This window comes from Pseudomonas sp. HY13-MNA-CIBAN-0226 (genome assembly GCF_040310305.1).
Lineage (GTDB): Bacteria > Pseudomonadota > Gammaproteobacteria > Pseudomonadales > Pseudomonadaceae > Aquipseudomonas > Aquipseudomonas gregormendelii.
This window is the reverse complement of sequence record NZ_JBEOPS010000102.1, coordinates 1-353: the sequence shown is the minus strand read 5'-3', so window position 1 is coordinate 353 and position 353 is coordinate 1. Positions and strand designations below refer to the sequence as shown.

At 46.7% G+C, this 353-nt stretch carries 1 protein-coding gene; it reads right to left on the bottom strand.

Going from position 1 to position 353, the window contains the following annotated elements:
- Positions 1-289, bottom strand: a 289-nt coding sequence (locus AAEZ05_RS27950) for an AAA family ATPase (protein WP_350649803.1), incomplete at its 3' end; no start/stop codon positions are given.
- Positions 290-353: the final 64 nt, after the last annotated feature.

Below are 353 nucleotides of genomic sequence, written 5' to 3'. Positions count from 1 at the left end.
CATGGCGAATACCCGTCTGCTCGTCTTGCGTATGCTCAAAAGTCAGCTCGACACTGGCAACACTTTTGGCGGATTTATCTTGCGTTCCTGCAAAGATAACATCACTCATTGCCCCGCCACGTAACTGCTTGGCGGAAGTTTCGCCTAGCACCCAGCGAATGGCATCGATGACGTTGGATTTGCCACAGCCGTTTGGCCCGACAATGGCGGTGATGCCATGACGGAAGGTAAAAGTTGTTGGATTGGCAAAGGATTTAAAGCCTGCCAATTTTAAAGATTTTAAACGCATGAATAATCAATAAACTTAGCGAAAACAGGCGGCTATTCTACCTGAAATTGTGACGAGTTTTTAG